General features: G+C 58.1%; 13 protein-coding genes. 6 read left to right on the plus strand and 7 right to left on the minus strand.

Annotated features, from left to right (window positions below):
• The first annotated feature begins 49 nt into the window (after positions 1 to 49).
• Genes GOV87_RS06880 through GOV87_RS06895 form a run of 4 tightly spaced genes read left to right on the plus strand, consistent with a single transcriptional unit; the run spans position 50 to position 3823 of the window.
• Complete coding sequence (locus GOV87_RS06880; protein WP_171123755.1) at positions 50 to 1081, plus strand: branched-chain amino acid ABC transporter permease; 1032 nt, start codon at positions 50 to 52, stop codon at positions 1079 to 1081.
• A gap of 3 nt (positions 1082 to 1084) precedes the next feature.
• The gene (locus GOV87_RS06885) at positions 1085 to 2290 is read left to right on the plus strand and encodes a branched-chain amino acid ABC transporter permease (RefSeq protein ID WP_171123753.1); all 1206 of its coding nucleotides are present in this window, start codon (positions 1085 to 1087) and stop codon (positions 2288 to 2290) included.
• Positions 2291 to 2302: 12 nt separating this feature from the next.
• On the plus strand, positions 2303 to 3058 hold the full coding sequence (locus GOV87_RS06890; protein ID WP_171123751.1) for an ABC transporter ATP-binding protein: 756 nt from the start codon (positions 2303 to 2305) through the stop codon (positions 3056 to 3058).
• A 9-nt stretch (positions 3059 to 3067) separates the two neighbouring features.
• Positions 3068 to 3823, plus strand: a complete 756-nt coding sequence (locus GOV87_RS06895) for an ABC transporter ATP-binding protein (RefSeq protein ID WP_171123749.1) — start codon at positions 3068 to 3070, stop codon at positions 3821 to 3823.
• Between the two features lie 269 nt (positions 3824 to 4092).
• Here the strand turns inward: GOV87_RS06895 and gph are convergent, their stop codons facing one another.
• The gene (gph, locus tag GOV87_RS06900) at positions 4093 to 4770 is read right to left on the minus strand and encodes a phosphoglycolate phosphatase (protein WP_171211261.1); all 678 of its coding nucleotides are present in this window, start codon (positions 4768 to 4770) and stop codon (positions 4093 to 4095) included.
• Positions 4771 to 4990: 220 nt separating this feature from the next.
• Between gph and hemP the strand changes: the two genes are divergently transcribed.
• On the plus strand, positions 4991 to 5158 hold the full coding sequence (gene hemP, locus GOV87_RS06905) for a hemin uptake protein HemP (protein ID WP_171126255.1): 168 nt from the start codon (positions 4991 to 4993) through the stop codon (positions 5156 to 5158).
• Positions 5155 to 5631 (plus strand): hypothetical protein, encoded by a 477-nt coding sequence (locus GOV87_RS06910; RefSeq protein WP_171211262.1) that lies wholly within the window; start codon positions 5155 to 5157, stop codon positions 5629 to 5631. The genes hemP and GOV87_RS06910 overlap by 4 nt, the downstream gene beginning before the upstream one ends.
• A 52-nt stretch (positions 5632 to 5683) precedes the next feature.
• Here GOV87_RS06910 and GOV87_RS06915 read toward each other — a convergent pair whose 3' ends face one another.
• From GOV87_RS06915 to GOV87_RS06940, 6 genes are all read right to left on the minus strand, one after another.
• Positions 5684 to 8749: an aminotransferase class III-fold pyridoxal phosphate-dependent enzyme gene (locus GOV87_RS06915; protein WP_171211263.1), complete on the minus strand. Its 3066-nt coding sequence runs from the start codon at positions 8747 to 8749 to the stop codon at positions 5684 to 5686.
• 106 nt (positions 8750 to 8855) lie between these two features.
• Positions 8856 to 9728 carry an NAD(P)-dependent oxidoreductase gene (locus GOV87_RS06920; RefSeq protein WP_171211264.1) on the minus strand — a complete coding sequence of 291 codons (873 nt, stop codon included), beginning with the start codon at positions 9726 to 9728 and terminating at the stop codon, positions 8856 to 8858.
• A gap of 77 nt (positions 9729 to 9805) precedes the next feature.
• Complete coding sequence (cueR, locus tag GOV87_RS06925; RefSeq protein WP_171123737.1) at positions 9806 to 10195, minus strand: Cu(I)-responsive transcriptional regulator; 390 nt, start codon at positions 10193 to 10195, stop codon at positions 9806 to 9808.
• Positions 10192 to 12666 carry a heavy metal translocating P-type ATPase gene (locus tag GOV87_RS06930; protein WP_171211265.1) on the minus strand — a complete coding sequence of 825 codons (2475 nt, stop codon included), beginning with the start codon at positions 12664 to 12666 and terminating at the stop codon, positions 10192 to 10194. The genes cueR and GOV87_RS06930 overlap by 4 nt, the downstream gene beginning before the upstream one ends.
• Positions 12667 to 12993: 327 nt before the next feature.
• Positions 12994 to 13614: a pyridoxamine 5'-phosphate oxidase family protein gene (locus GOV87_RS06935; protein WP_171211266.1), complete on the minus strand. Its 621-nt coding sequence runs from the start codon at positions 13612 to 13614 to the stop codon at positions 12994 to 12996.
• 12 nt (positions 13615 to 13626) lie between these two features.
• Complete coding sequence (locus tag GOV87_RS06940) at positions 13627 to 14091, minus strand: nuclear transport factor 2 family protein (RefSeq protein WP_171211267.1); 465 nt, start codon at positions 14089 to 14091, stop codon at positions 13627 to 13629.
• Between the last annotated feature and the right edge of the window lie 179 nt (positions 14092 to 14270).

Consider the following 14270-nt stretch of genomic DNA (forward strand, 5'->3'; position numbering starts at 1 on the left):
GGCCTGCTAAGCCACTCAATCTACGCTGACCAATCTCGAGGTGGGGCCAATGGACGCCATCCTATTGCAAATTCTGAACGGTCTGGACAAAGGGTCGGCCTATGCGCTTATCGCGCTGGGGCTGACGCTGATTTTCGGAACGCTAGGGGTTGTGAACTTTGCGCACGGGGCGCTGTTCATGATCGGGGCTTTCTGCGCCGTTACCCTGCAAAAGCTCATGAACCTGAGCTTCGTAACCCTTGACGAAACCCAGACCGATTTTCTGGGTAATCCGCTGAAAGTGGAAACCCCCTATGTTCAGGCGTGGTTCGGGCCCGAGGTCGGAGCGACCATCATCGACTGGTCCGTTCCCCTGGCGATCCTGTTTGCGATCCCGATCATGCTGTTGGTCGGATACGTGATGGAGCGTGGTCTGATCAAACATTTCTACAAGCGCCCTCATGCAGACCAGATCCTGGTGACCTTTGGCCTTGCCATCGTTCTGCAAGAGATCGTCAAGTATTTCTTCGGTGCCAACCCGATCCAGACCCCGCCACCTGACGCGCTGAGCGGTTCGGTTGATCTGGGCACCATGATCGGCTTCGATCCGAACGCGATCATCTACCCGATCTGGCGTCTGGTCTATTTCGGATTTGCCGTAGCCATCATTGGCGCTGTGTTCTCATTCCTGCAATTCACGACCTTTGGTATGGTCGTTCGGGCGGGCATGGCGGATCGCGAAACCGTGGGTTTGCTGGGCATCAATATTGACCGTCGCTTTACCATCATGTTCGGCATCGCCGCCGCGGTGGCAGGGTTGGCTGGTGTGATGTACGGGCCGCTTAACCCGCCGAATTATCACATGGGTATGGATTTCCTTGTGCTCAGCTTCGTTGTGGTTGTTGTGGGCGGCATGGGATCGCTGCCCGGAGCGGTGCTGGCCGGGTTCCTGTTGGGCATTCTTGAAAGCTTTGCCTCGACTACTTGGGCCACGACCACGATACCGGGCATCAACCAGATCATCATCTACCTTGTCGCCATTATCGTGCTGCTGACGCGACCGCGCGGTCTGATGGGGCGCAAAGGCGTGATGGAGGAATAATCAATGTTGGGACTGAACAAAAAAGACACCAGCCTGCTGATCATCGTCGGCATCCTGACGCTGCTGGCCCCCTTCATCCTGAACCCATTCCCGTCGGACAGCGCCATGGCGCAGTTCAACGCGGGCTACCCTGACCTGATGCAGCGTTTTGTGATCTTTGGCATTTTTGCCATTGGCTTCAACATCCTGTTTGGCCTGACCGGGTATCTGTCCTTTGGCCACGCGGCCTTTCTGGGCGTGGGATCCTATTCGGCCGTTTGGATGTTCAAACTGCTCAGCTATAATGTCATTCCGGCCATCGCGCTGAGTGTCGTCGTCGCCGGGTTGTTCTCGCTTCTGATTGGCTTTGTCAGCCTGCGGCGTTCGGGTATCTACTTCTCGATCCTGACGTTGGCCTTTGCACAGATGAGCTTTGCTCTGGCCTATTCGGTGCTGTCGAACCCCAAGTTCAACCTGACCAATGGTGAAACCGGCCTTCAGGTCTATGCGGATGATCCGCAAATTCTGCAGGGCGCCAATGCGCCGGACCTGCCGCATTTGTTCGGCCTGCCCATGCGGGCGACCTATACGCTGGATGTGGGCGCCTGGAGCTTTGACTTCAACGCAGGTTACTACCTGTGTGCAATTGTCATGATGGTGGTGTTCTATCTGGCAATCCGCATCTTCCGTTCGCCCTTTGGCATGATGCTGCGGGCGGTAAAGTCAAACCAGCAGCGGATGAACTATACCGGTCTGAACTCCAAGCCATATACATTGGCGGCCTTTGTGATCTCGGGCATGTATGCTGGTCTGGCCGGTGGTCTGATGGCTGCGATGGACCCGCTGGCCGGGGCGGAACGGATGCAGTGGACAGCCTCGGGCGAGGTTGTTCTGATGACCATCCTTGGTGGTACCGGTACGCTGATCGGCCCGGTTCTGGGCGCGGGCTTCATCAAGTATTTCGAGAACATCTTCTCGAAGATCAACGACAACGTCTTGCACAGTTGGTTCGCTTTCCTGCCTGACGGTCTGGAAGACGCCGTTGTGTTCCTAATCCACCCGTTCATCGGAAAAGGCTGGCACCTGACCCTGGGTATCCTGTTCATGCTTGTCGTTATCTATCTGCCGGGTGGCCTTGTAGAAGGTGGGCAGCGCCTGATGAAATGGTTTAAGCGCAAAAAATCAGGCACCGACGATGCACCGTCGGGCAAGACTGAGCCGGCGGAATAAAGGAGGGCGATCATGGCAATTCTGCGAGTAAAAGACGTCAGTAAACGCTTTGGTGGCCTCAAGGCGCTGACGGATGTGAACCTGAACGTCGAGGAAAACTCGGTTCACGCCATCATCGGGCCAAACGGTGCGGGCAAGTCGACGCTGCTGAACTGTCTGGTGGGCAAGCTGATGCCGGATACCGGGTCGGTTCTGTTCGACAACAACTCGGTTCTGGGGCTTGAACCGTACCAGATCAATCAGATGGGTATCAGTCGCGTTTTCCAGACGCCCGAGATCTTTGGCGAATTGACGGTGATGGAGAACATGCTGATCCCGATCTTTGCCATGCGGGATGGTGCGTTTCGGATGCACGCCTATGAAACGATTGCCAATGAGAAGGACATCGTCGAACAGGCCGAAGCCATGCTGGAAGAGATGAACATGGCCGACAAACGCGAGATGCACGCCGCATCCTTGTCACGCGGAGATAAACGGCGGCTTGAGATCGGCATGTGCCTCAGCCAGAACCCGCGTCTGCTGCTGCTGGATGAACCCACGGCGGGCATGGCGCGGGCCGATACGAACAACACGATCGACCTGCTGAAACAGATCAAGGATGAACGCGATATCACCATCGCCATCATCGAACACGATATGCATGTGGTCTTCAGTCTGGCCGAGCGGATCACCGTTCTGGCGCAGGGGACGCCACTGGTCGAGGACACTCCGGAGAATATTCGCGGTAACCCCAAGGTCCGCGAAGCCTATCTGGGCGAGGCTGCGTAAGGAAAAGCTATGAACGAGAAACCTGACTTTTCAAAAAACGCGAATATGGCCACCACCGCGCCTGCCTTCCTGTCGGTGTGGGACATGCATTCCTACTATGGCGAAAGCTACATCGTGCAAGGTGTCAGCTTTAACGTGCATGAGGGCGAGATTTTGGCTCTGCTCGGCCGGAACGGGGCGGGCAAGACCTCGACCCTGCGCTCGATTGCGCGGGTGGGTGAGCCTGACGTGCGCCATGGCGAAATCTGGCTGGATCATCAACCGCTGCACAACATGACCAGCTACGAAGCGGCGGCCGCGGGGCTGGGTCTGGTGCCCGAGGACCGGCGGATCATCCCCGGCCTCACGGTCGAGGAAAATCTGCAATTGGCCCAGATCGCGCCTCCGATCGGATGGTCACTAGAGCGGCTTTACGAGTTGTTCCCCCGTCTGGGTGAGCGCCGCAAGCAAGAGGGCGTGACCCTGTCGGGTGGTGAGCAGCAGATGCTGTCGATCGCGCGGGCCCTGGCCCGCGACATCAAGGTACTGTTGCTGGACGAGCCTTACGAGGGATTGGCTCCGGTGATCGTGGATGAGATCGAAAAGACGCTGGTCCACGTCAAACAGCAAGGCATGACAACGATCATCGTCGAACAGAACGCCGTGCGAGCGTTGGAACTGGCGGATCGAGCTATCATTCTGGATACGGGCAGCATCGTTTTTGACGGCACCGCCAGCGAGGTGCTTGAGAACTCCCAACTGCGCGAAGAGTATCTGGCCATCTGACACAGGCCGAACGGCAAAATTGTTCAGTTCTGTTATGGCGGGATGGGTTTTCCATTCCGCCATTTTTCTTTTGGCGAAACGGCTGCTTCCTACGAAATTTTCGTTTAAAAGCTTTGAACTAACAGGAGGTTAAAGGGGACTACGGGAAACCCCCTATATCTTGCCCCAGCGTAAGTGGTTAACACGGGCTTATCCAAGGAATAACCGCGGACATTACCACTTTTCCCCTGAGGGGCTGGCGACTTACCCCCTATGCTGGCCCCTCGCTTTCACGAGGTCGGTTGGCCCATCTCGTCCAGCACGTCAACTACAAGCGCGGCCAATTCACTGGCGTGGTCGTAGGCGCGCGAATGTGGAATTTCCGAAATTGGTGTTTTTCGATACCCTTCCGTAAACAACAGGAACGGCACCTTTGCCCGCTGCGCTGTTTCGGCGTCAACTTCACTGTCGCCGACATAGAGGCGCGGGCCAGCGGATGTAACAGCATCAAAGCTTGCGTTCAAATGGGCAGGGTCCGGCTTGCGGACCAGCAGCGTATCTCCTCCGAACACGGTGTCAAAATGATGATCCAGCTTAAGTGCGCTTAGAATGTGTCGGGCAGGGGCCTCGGGTTTGTTGGTGCATATGCCAAGGACGCACCCCATTTCTTGCAGTTCTGCCAGGGCTTCGGCAACGCCGGGATAAGGAACGGTCCGGTCGCTGGAGGCCGCATTGTAGTATGCCAGCGTTTTTTGCGTCAGGTCCGCGTGGTGCGCTAAGGGAAGACCGCAGTGCAGGATCACCCGTTCGACCAGTTTCGGAAGGCCGTTACCGACAAACTGTTTGATCGTGTCCTGTGGCAAGGGCGCTGTGTCGGTGTCCTGCAGCATCTTGTTCGCCGCGGCAGCGATGTCGGGGATGCTGTCGACAAGCGTGCCGTCAAGGTCGAACATGATTGTTGCGGTCATCGAAAAATCCCCCATTTGATCGTCGCGAGACACCTATCTCCAACCAGAGCGCCTTGCAATTGAGGAAGGTCGATTAAGCATCCGATTATGCCTCTTGACATACCTGAGTAAATTTATCAGATTATCGGCAAGTCAGTCAGCAAACCCGGAACCGGGCCAGCCAGAAACTTGAATTGCGAACACAATCGGCCAAGCGCCAAGATATTCTGGAGTTGCCCTAATGAATATGCAGACCCCAAACCCCGCTCAGTCCTACGCTGTGTCCATGTTGCCTTCGCACAAGGCCGAAGACCTGACCAAGGGTGGCAATCTTGCGCATATCGAGCTGGGTGATCAGCTCTATACGTTGCGCATCACTCGCGCCGGTAAGTTGATCCTGACAAAATGAGCAGTCAAACGTCGCGCGGCGGGGCACCCGTCGGTCGCCTGTCGGATTTAAGCCCGATCGAGGCCGGTGCCGTAATGTACCTGCGTTTATGGAGCGATGGCGGCCAGTCACGTGCGGATGCGGCCAGTGATTTTCAGATCGCGTTGGGCGCGGATGTGGGACACGCGGCCATGATGACATTGGACAGGTTGTGTTCCCTATGCGCCCATCATGGACGTCAGCCCCTGATCCGGCATGGGTTGGGATGCTCGTGCCTGGGTGCGGATGAAAACTGTTTTGCCCAGATGATCGCCTCGGCCTCCGAAGGGGCGCGCGAGGACGCCATGATGATGGCATCGCTAATTGTGCGGGCGGATTTTGCCCCGGCTTTGGCTTCGCTATCCGAAGAACTGGGGCTGGCGCTGCGACGTATGACGTCAGCGGTCCCCATGCCGACGACTGGCCACCAAACCCCAGCTGCCGTGTTGCATTAAGCAGCGGGCGCGTTAGACCCCGGCACGCTCCTCGCGCCGGGGTTTTTCTGTTTCAGCAGCAGCCGCAACCAGCGTGATGGTGATCATGATCGCAGGCTGGGGCAGGGGCATAGTCGCCGACCTCGGTCAGCACATCGTGCAGCGCCCACAGGATCATGTCGACGTCATCCGCCTCGATCGTCAGGGGCGGGCGGATTTTCAGGATATTGTCCTTGGGCCCTTCGCTGCCGATCAGGATGCGGTGATCACGCATCCGGTTCTTGACGTATTTGCAAATCTCGGTGCCCTCGGATCCGTCGGGGTTGATCAACTCGACCCCCAGAAACAGGCCCATGCCCCGCACGTCGCCAACACAGGCGAAATCACCCTCAATCCCGCGCAGCCCGTCCATCAGGCGCGCGCCCATCACGCGGGCATTTTCCTGCAACCCCTCGTCATCGACGATGTCCAACACCTCTTTCCCGATCCGGCAGGACAAGGTTGATCCACCGAAGGTCGAGAAGAACTCGATCCCGTTGTCAAAGCTTTGCGCGATTTCCCTGGTCGTGACCAACACACCCAGAGGGTGCCCGTTGCCGATGGGTTTGCCCATGACCACGATATCGGGCAGCGCGCCCTGATGCTCGAAGCCAAAGTAATACTCACCCAGACGGCCCAGCCCAGTCTGCACCTCATCGGCGATACACACCCCTCCGGCGGCGCGGATTTTTTCATAGACTGCGGGCAGATAACCCTTGGGCGGGATGATCTGACCTCCGACCGAGGGGAAAGTCTCGGCGATGAAACCTGCGACGCCGTGCCCTTTGTCCTGCAAAGCGGCAATCGCAGGGTCTACAAAATTCGCGAATTTTGTGGCGCGGTCGGGATCGTCGCGCTTGAATGATCCGCGATAATCGTCGGCCACTTCGACCAGTTCGACCCAATCCGCCTGACCCACGCCGCCGGGCTTGTTGAACTTGTAGGCCGAGATCGCAACCGCCGCATTCGTATTGCCGTGATAACCGTGATCCGGCGTCACGATCCCCTTGGCCCCGGTATGCGCGCGCGCCAGCCGCAGGGCCAGTTCATTGGCCTCGGTGCCGGAATTGACGAAAAAACAGACCTCAAAGTGATCGGGCAGTTTCGACAGCACCTTGTCTGCAAAAGCGGTCTGTGCCGGGTGCAGATAGCGGGTGTTCGAGTTCATCCTCCGCAACTGATCCGCCGCCACCGCCTGAATTCGCGGATGTGCGTGGCCCACATGGGGGACGTTGTTATAGGCGTCCAGGTAAGGGCGCCCCCATTCATCGAACAGGTGGTGTTTCCACCCGCGCACCAGCATCACCGGGTCGTCATACGTCAGGCTGAGATTGCCGCCAAAGTGCTCGTGCCGCCCCTTCAGGATCGCCTGTTTGTCTGTCGGGCGATAGAACACCTTGTCATCGGGCAGGTTCAACAGGGCTGCGGGGTTCGGGCAAACCGCGTGCCACAGCTCCATCTCATCGGGATCACCAACACCTGGCCAATCATTCTGCATTCCGTCCGTGGTCATCGCCAGTTGGAAATGCACATGTGGGGCCCAGCCTCCGTTCTGGCTGGCATCCCCCAGACGCGCGAATGCCGCGCCCTGAGCTACGGGATCACCAGGTTTCAGTCGCTCGCACACCTCGGGGTCCAGATGACCATAGAGCGTATAGAACGCATCCCCCTCGGGCGTTTCATGATGCAGGATCACCACACCGCCATAGTCCAGATGGGCGTCACGGTTCTCGACCGCCTCAACACGTCCGCTTAACGGTGCGTGTAGCAAGGTGCCCACCGGGGCAAACACATCCACGGCCAGATGTACCGTCCGCCGATCTGACGCTTTCCACGGCCCCTTGCGGAACCCCGGCTCGGCATAGATCAGGCGCGGTTCGTTGTAGTAACCCAGCCACGGGCCCTCACCATACTCCTCGCCCACGCGCGCGGCCTCGGCCAAAGGCATGTCGAAAGGATTCTGCGGCCAGACACAGTTTTCCACCGACAAAGACCCCATCGGCACATCGGTCAAGTCTTGCCTGAACATTGGGGCAAACTGTCCGCGATGCTCATGCAGATAGGTAAGGACATGCTCGGCGCCGTCGGTGACAGGCAGCCCGCAGGCCACACGCAACCGCGCAGACATCAGGCCACCATTCACCGCCTTGTTCTCCAGGAACCGCCACGCCGGGGCCTGACTGATCGTAACATACGGATCATCAGGGTTTTCAGCCGCCATCAAGGTCGAGTTCACAACCGATACCGCCAGCCGCATCCGTAACAAAGGCCAGATCAGGTCAACCTCTTCCGGACGCAAACGATTGGCCGCGTGATACCCGCGCACCAAAGCGGCCAGCGCATGTTCTGGTCTGGGGTGATCCAGAACGATATACGCCCCGGCAATCGCCAGATCGCACACGCGGGGGGCGGCACACATGTCGCCCAAATCTATCAGCCCGGATACGCTTTGGCGCTGACCCAGATCGCCTTCGACCAGAATGTTGTAATCATTGGCGTCGTTGTGGATCGCCTGTTTCGGCAACGTGGCAAGCACAGCTGAGGTCGCTGTAAATTCGGCGCAAATCTCTGTCAAAAGCACCCGCTGCGCGGTGTCCGTAATCGCGTCCAACTTTTCCAAGATCCAGTCGGCCTGCGTCAGGTCCCATTTGAAGTCGGCCCGGTTCAACCCGCTATGCGAAAACCCTTCCAATGCGCGATCTGTTGCCCCCAATACGCGCCCCAGCCTGAGTATCAGGTCTTCGGATTTAGGCGCGGCCTTGGCGTAACACTGCCCCGGAAGGCGTTCCGGCAGCCACGCCAGACGCGGCGCACCTTCCTGATCTTCAATTTGTGGCAGTACCACACCTTCAAGATCTTGTATCACCTTCGGAAAGGGCAAGCCCGGCGCTGCGCGCGCAATGTGATCCAAAGCCTTAACCTGAAGGTCCACGAATTCCTGCTCGCACCCGGCCCGCATGACCTTGAGCACATAGTCCTGGCCATTCGTCGCCTGCACCAGAAAATTCAGGTCGTATTCGCCATCCAAACGGGTCAGTCGCGCATCCAGACCCCAATGCTGGCGCAAAGCGCCTGTCCAGAAACCAATCAAGTCGCTCATTCGAATTCCTGCCCCGCGTTCAGCGGGATCCTTTTCATCTGGCCCTAAATATCCTCGGGGGTGAATTGGGCCAGCGGCCCAAGAGGGGGCAGACAGCCCCCTTGCTTCATCCCAACGCGCGCAAACGCTTAATCAGGGACGAGGTGTCCCAGCGACCACCGCCCAGTTTCTGCACATCTTTGTAGAACTGATCAACCAGAGCCGTCACAGGCAGGGACGCACCTGTTTCATCTGCGGTGCTCAGGCAGATGCCCAAATCCTTGCGCATCCAGTCAACGGCGAAGCCGTGATCGAAATGGTCGTCCAGCATGGTCTCGTACCTGTTCGCCATCTGCCAGCTTCCTGCCGCGCCCTGGCTGATCACCTCAACCACCGACCGGCCGTCCAGCCCGGCTTTTTCGGCAAAATGCAACGCTTCACTAAGGCCCTGAACCAAACCAGCGATGGCGATTTGGTTGCACATCTTCGTCATCTGCCCCGCGCCGCTGTCGCCGATCCGGCGGCAGATTTTGGAATAGACCAGCATGACCGGCTCTGCCGTGTCATAGGCCGGCTGGTCGCCGCCGCACATGATTGACAGGACCCCGTTTTCGGCCCCCGCCTGTCCGCCCGAGATCGGGGCATCGACAAAGGCGATCCCACGGGTTCTACCCGCCTCGTACAACTCGCGCGTCACCTTGGCAGAAACAGTTGTGTGATCGACAAAAATCGCGCCGTCAGACATCCCGTGAAACGCGCCATCTTCGCCGGTGCACACCATGCGCAAGTCGTCATCATTTCCGACGCAGGACATGACGAACTCGGCACCTTCGGCTGCCTCACGCGGTGTCGCGGCCATTGCGCCGCCATGCTGGGCAACCCATGCTTCGGCCTTGGCTTGCGTTCGGTTGTAGACGGTGACGTCGTGACCTGCGGCCTGCAGATGGCCGGCCATTGGGTAGCCCATGACACCCAATCCAAGGAATGCGACTTTTGCCATTTGGTGATCCTTTCTCATGCCCGGTTGGGTCGTTCAGCAGAGACAAACCAAAGCTGCGTGCAAAGGGCAACCCCGTGTTATGCTTTGCCTCCCAAATCTTGCAGGATTGGACAGTCGGGCCGATCATCACCCGCACATGCGTCAATCAGGTGTCCCAACGTATCGCGCATGGCGTTCAGGTCAGCGATCTTGGCCTCGACCTGGGCCAGATGCGCGCGCGCGACCTTCTTGACGTCGGAACTGGCGCGGGTGTCGTCTTCGTATAGGGCCATCAATGTGCGGCAGTCTTCGATCGTAAAGCCCAATGCACGGGCGCGGCCCAGAAAATTCAGCTTGTGTATGTCCTGACTGCGGAACCGGCGGTACCCGTTGTCATCGCGCAGGGGTTTGACCAGTCCGATGTCTTCGTAATAGCGGATCGTCTTTGCGGGTAACCCGGTCTGGGTCGAAACATCACCGATATTCATGGTGCCACCGTTTGCTGAGTTTCTGTGTGCTCTCTTTCAGGCAAAGTGGCCCGGACCCGGCGTAGGCGCAGCGCATTTGTGACTACGAAAACACTGGAAAGCGCCATTGCTCCGGCGGCCAAGGCTGGGGACAGCAATGGCCCGCCAAAGGGAAAAAGCACGCCTGCCGCAACCGGTATCAGCAAGACGTTATATCCAAACGCCCAGCCCAGGTTCTGCCGGATGTTCCGCATGGTGCGGCGGCTGATATCCATCGCGCTCGCCACACCGCGCAGATCACCTGACATGAGCACCACATCCGCCGTTTCAATGGCCACGTCGGTTCCAGTACCAATCGCAATACCAATATCCGCTGCTGCAAGCGCCGGGGCGTCATTGATGCCATCCCCGACAAAAGCCAGCGATCCAAACTGGTCGCGCAGGTCATTGATCGCGGCCAGTTTGCCGTCCGGCAATACCTCGGACGTCACGTGATCAATACCAAGTTTCCGGGCAAGCGACTGCGCCGTGCCGCTATTGTCCCCGGTGACCATCGCCAGAGTCAGCCCCATCGCATGTAGCCTGCCAAGGGCCTCGGCAGTGCCGGGTTTGAGCGGGTCTGAAACTGCAATCATTGCGGCGGCCTTGCTATCGACAGCCAGGAACAAGGGGGTTGCGCCCTCGGCCGCGCGCTGGTCGGCGTCCTGTTTCAACTCTGACACATCCACGTTGTACTGCCGCATTAGCCTGAGCGACCCGATGATAATCTCTTGCCCGTCAACCAAGGCCCGAGCTCCCAAGCCTGTCAGTGACTGGAAGTCCGACGCATCGGGCGGCACCGCAGGCCCTGCGCGCGTGATCGCAGTTGCAATCGGGTGTTCGGATCGGGATTCAACCGATGCCGCAAGCCGTAGGGCTTGATCGTTGTCGAACCCGTTGGCCGTCACGATAGTTTCAAGTTCAGGACGTCCCTGTGTCAGTGTCCCGGTCTTGTCCAGCGCCACGACCTTGGCTTGCTGAAGCTGTTGCAGGGCGTCGCCTTTGCGAAAGAGAACCCCCAATTCGGCTGCGCGGCCCGTGCCCACCATGATCGACGTCGGTGTTGCCAGCCCCATGGCGCAGGGGCACGCAATGATCAGAACCGAAACTCCTGCGACCAAGGCCATCGGCAAGGCGGGCGCAGGCCCAAACAGCAACCAAGCCGCAATCGTTAGTGCTGCAACACCGATAACCGCTGGCACGAACCACGCGGTGATACGGTCGACCAGCCCCTGTATAGGTAATTTTGCACCTTGCGCCTGTTCAACCATCCGAATGACTTGTGCTAGAACAGTATCGGCACCAACGCGCGCTGCCCTTACCCGCAGCGCCCCAGTGCCGTTGATGGTGCCAGCCACGACCTGATCCGCCTTGGATTTTCCAACAGGGATCGGCTCACCCGTAATCATGCTTTCATCCACGAAGGACGTGCCTTCCAGAACTTCGGCGTCCACCGGAACACGCTCACCTGGTCTGATCTGAAGGATATCGCCCACCACAATCTCTGAGATCGGGCGGTCGATCATTGTGCCGTCCCGTTCCACCCTGGCCGATTTGGGTTGCAGGCCGATCAGCTTCTGGATCGCAGCACCAGTGCGCCCCTTTGCGCGTGCCTCCATCGCGCGCCCCAGAAGGATCAGGACGACGATGACGGATGCCGCTTCGAAATAGACATTGGCGCTGCCTTCCGGCAAGGCACCCGGCGCAAAAGTCGCGACCACCGAATACAAATAGGCCGCCCCGGTTCCCATGGCGACCAGCGCGTTCATGTCCGGGGACCTGCGCAGCAAAGAAGGGATGCCTTTCGCGTAAAAGACCCGACCCGGTCCAAGCAGAAGAAGAGTGGTCAGGCCAAACTGAATAAGGTGGCTTGTCTGAGTTCCAATCGTGGCGTGAACCCAATGATGAAAGGCTGGGATCATGTGCCCGCCCATTTCCAGCACAAAAACGGGCAGCGCCAGCATTGCGGCAAACAGTGTGGCGCGAGTCAGCGAATTGGCTTCCTGCGCCTTGCTGTGGTCTGCTTCACCGTCCTCTTGCGCGACACGGGCTGGATAACCCGCTTTGGTACAGAGGTCCGCCAGCGCCTGTGCGGTGGTTGCCCCGTCCACATACGTCACCGTCGCAGTTTCAGTCGCAAGATTGACCTGCGCTTCAACGACGGCTGGATCACCTGACAAAAGCCCTTCGATCTTGCGCACGCATGAGGCGCAGCTCATGCCGGAAACATTCAGCGTCGTATGAGCAATAGCAGTGGGATAGCCCGCCTGATCCAGCGCGTGTGTCAGCGACTCAACTGGCCCGGAAAATGAGACCTGTGCGGTTTCGGTAGCAAAATTGACCGCGGCCGATGTAACGCCCGGAACGTCATCCAGAGCAGCCTCAACGCGACCAACGCAGGACGCACACCCCATTCCGGTGATTTTCAATTGAATTTTCTGCGGTGTAGTCATCCGGCTCATCCCGAAGTGCTTTTCACCCTCTAAATGAGGGTTCCAGTCACGGGAAGGTCAAGGGGGTGCGAGTGGATATATGTGTATTTTGAAGAAGAATTAAGCCCCATCTGCCTTATCGCTTCGCGAGATGCTCCAGCAACAAAGAGTTGTAGGTAGCCGGAGGAGAAGAACGCACCGCTTCGGGAGATGCAAAAAAGCCTAGCATCAGAACTCCGGTCGACAGGGTACAGCCAATCAGGCAAATAAAAGCGAAATTCAACGTGGAACGCGGCATGAACTGCTTCCTTGCTTACAGAACATAATCAGGACTTCCGGCAAGCCGTTTCAGGATCGGCTTGCCAGTTGCTGTTTCAGTTTCTCGTTTTCGGCCTGAAGCTGCGCCAGTTGTTGACCAAGCGTGTTCAGGTGGGGGCGCAGTTCCGCCTCGGTAAAACGTGGTGTGATGTGGCGCGCGCAATTCCAATCCAGCCCCTCGACCCGAACAATGACGGCGCGTTCCGCCACAGCATCGGCTTCATCGGGAAACAGGCTGGCTGCGGCGGCTTCGCCTTCGGTGAACACGACCCGCCCCAGAATCTTCAATCGGCGCTGGTTTGCATAATCCATCAGGATCATGGCCACCCGGTCGTTGCCGTCCAGATTCCCACGAGAAATATACTGCTTGTTGCCGGAAAAGTCGGCGTATCCAATCGTTGTCGGGCCAAGCACTTTCAGAAATCCGGCAGGCCCACCGCGATACTGAACATAAGGCCAGCCGGTCTCGGACACCGTGGATTGATAGAACCCATCCCGGGCTTCGATAAACGCTTTTTCTGCGGGGCCAATCTCATGACCTTGCTGGGGGCCGCCCTCAAGGAACTTGGCATAGGTCTTGGCAGAACCCATACGTTCCTGATGGGCGCGAACGGCAGGCGTGAACATCAGTTCTGAAAATGCACGGGGCATGGGCTGTCCTTTCTACAGGCCGAGATCTGACAGGCCGGGGTGATCATCAGGCCGGGGGCCGCTGGGCCAGTGAAACAGCCGGTCTTCTTCCGAAATCGGCACATCATTCAATGACGCATGACGTTTAGCCATCCGGCCATCAGTAGCAAATTCCCAGTTCTCGTTCCCGTATGAGCGGAACCACTGACCGCTGTCATCGTGCCATTCATACGCATAGCGCACGGCAATCCGGTTGTCTGAATGTGCCCAAAGTTCTTTGATCAATCGGTAATCCAGTTCCTTCCGCCACTTTCGCGTCAGAAAGGCGTGGATTTCTGCATGGCCGGTAATGAACTCGGCGCGATTACGCCATTGACTGTCTTCGGTGTAGGCGGGTGTGACGACATCCGGATCGCGGCTGTTCCAGCCGTTTTCAGCCATCCGAATCTTTTGAATGGCGGTTTCCTGCGTGAACGGGGGAAGAGGGGGGCGTGTCATTCTGGTTCCTTTCAGGTCAATGAGGCCGCAAGCAATGCGATGGTCAGAAGAATGGGGACATACTGAGGTGAGAAGGGGCTGGCACGGCGTCTCATCTGGAAGCTCCAAAGGTTTACTGATCGGTACATGTTGTGATTGAAAGTGTACAGATCGGTAATGTTTGTCAAGTGTCACGTCGA

Source organism: Ruegeria sp. HKCCA5426 (assembly GCF_013034585.1).
Taxonomy (GTDB): Bacteria; Pseudomonadota; Alphaproteobacteria; order Rhodobacterales; family Rhodobacteraceae; genus Ruegeria.